1 protein-coding gene is annotated in these 1369 nt (G+C 68.4%); it reads right to left on the reverse strand.

The window, feature by feature from the left end; translation table 11 throughout:
• Window positions 1-728 precede the first annotated feature (728 nt).
• A partial coding sequence (locus tag LCE31_RS36710) for a tetratricopeptide repeat protein (RefSeq protein WP_225022308.1) occupies window positions 729-1369 on the reverse strand: 641 nt, incomplete at its 5' end.

Genomic DNA, 1369 nt, shown 5'->3' on the forward strand with positions numbered 1-1369 from the left:
TTGCTTCCCACCTGGCGCTACTTCCTCTGGAACCTCGAGTCCCAGTCTCCAGGTGTCCACGATCAAGGGGAAGCTTCAGGGACGGGTTGATCGTCGCGGTGTGGCGGCACTACGAGTCGAGGGGCGGCCGGCCGCCTCTCAATGATCGCGCGCTGGTGTCGATCCGCGTCCGGCGGCCGGACGGGACATGGGGAAACCTGTCGTACGCCCTACGCGGCCAGCCTCACCAGCCCGGCCTTGATGAACGGATTGTGCAGGCGGCTGTCGACGACCACACCCGCCCCGTCGGGCGGAACCGGAGGATGACTGCCGATCTGCGCGCCCTGTTCCCGGGCGACAGTGAGGACCAGGCCGTGCTGAGTGGGCCCGGATCGCCGTCGGTGCCCTGGCAGCCCGGGGCCGCGCCGCGCGGCGAGCGGAGTGCCTGGGGCCCCCTGCCCGTACGCCGTCGGGTGCCCGCCGCCACGAGATCGCACCCGCGGCCATTCCGCGTCGGCCGGAAGGACGGCTATCTCCTGGAGCCGGAGACCGGCGTCGATGTCAATGCGGTGGAGCAGATCCGCCAGACCCTCGAAGCCTCCGTCGCGAAGGTGCCCGGCACGATTCAGGACTGTAGGCGAGCACCCGGAGCCGCCCACGGCCTGCGTTTGCTTGCCTCGTCGACGGTCGCGCCGCCGCACACCCAGCACACGCGGGGTCGGACTGATGTCGGGCCTCGCTCACCTACCTCAGACGTCCGACGGCCGCGGCAGGCCGGCTGCGGCCTCGACAGCCGCCTCCAGCTCCCTTCGTAGCGGCCGGAGATCGTTCGGGTCCTTTGCCAGGTTCACTTCGACGTCCTGAAGATCGTCCAGAGCCTCCCGGATCCTGGCGGCAGTCGGGCTGCACGCAAGAAACTTCTCGAGTTCCTCAGTCGCCCGGGCCCAGTCGGACACGGCGCAGCGCATCACGAGGAGGTTTCCCTGGGCGTCGGCTATCGGGTATGCACCTGATGCGATATCAGCTTCGAAAGCCTCTGCCGCTATCTGCCAGCGCTCCTGCTCACCGGGTCGACCGAGGACGTGCATCACGATCGCGATCTCGTAGTGACACCAGGACAGGGTGGAGTCGATCACCAGGGTGCGGAAAAGGTCGGTGAGGGCGTCGTCGTAGCGGCCCATCTGCCGGTAGATCTGGCCGCGGCTGAGGATGGTCGACGCGTGGGTGGGTTCGAGTTCGATGGCGCGGGTGAGGTCGGTGAGGGCGTCGTCGTAGCGGCCCATCTGCCGGTAGGTCTCGCCGCGGCCGGCGATGGCCCAGTACAGGTTGGGGTCGAGTTCGATGGCGCGGGTGAGGTCGGTGAGGGCGTCGTCGTAGCGCTCCATCTGTA

Origin of the sequence: Streptomyces sp. 8L (assembly GCF_020176795.1) — a bacterium.
Taxonomy (GTDB): Bacteria; Actinomycetota; Actinomycetes; order Streptomycetales; family Streptomycetaceae; genus Streptomyces.